The 238-nt window shown below is 65.5% G+C and carries 1 protein-coding gene; it reads right to left on the reverse strand.

Annotated features, from left to right (window positions below):
- Positions 1-238, reverse strand: a 238-nt coding sequence (locus R0K30_RS23390) for a hypothetical protein (protein ID WP_410613405.1), incomplete at both ends; no start/stop codon positions are given.

The raw sequence follows: 238 nt of genomic DNA on the forward strand, positions 1-238 counted from the left end.
CCGGTAGGACCGGTGGCTCCCGTGACACCCGTTGCACCTGTATCTCCTGTTGCTCCGGTAGGACCGGTGGCTCCCGTGACACCCGTTGCACCTGTATCTCCTGTTGCTCCGGTAGGGCCGGTGGCTCCCGTGGCTCCCGTTGGACCAGTTGCTCCCGTTACGCCGGTGGCTCCTGTTGCACCAGTATCTCCTGTCGCTCCGGTAGGACCGGTGGCTCCCGTGACACCCGTTGCACCTG

Source organism: Bacillus sp. SIMBA_154 (assembly GCF_046536015.1).
Lineage (GTDB): Bacteria > Bacillota > Bacilli > Bacillales > Bacillaceae > Bacillus > Bacillus pumilus_P.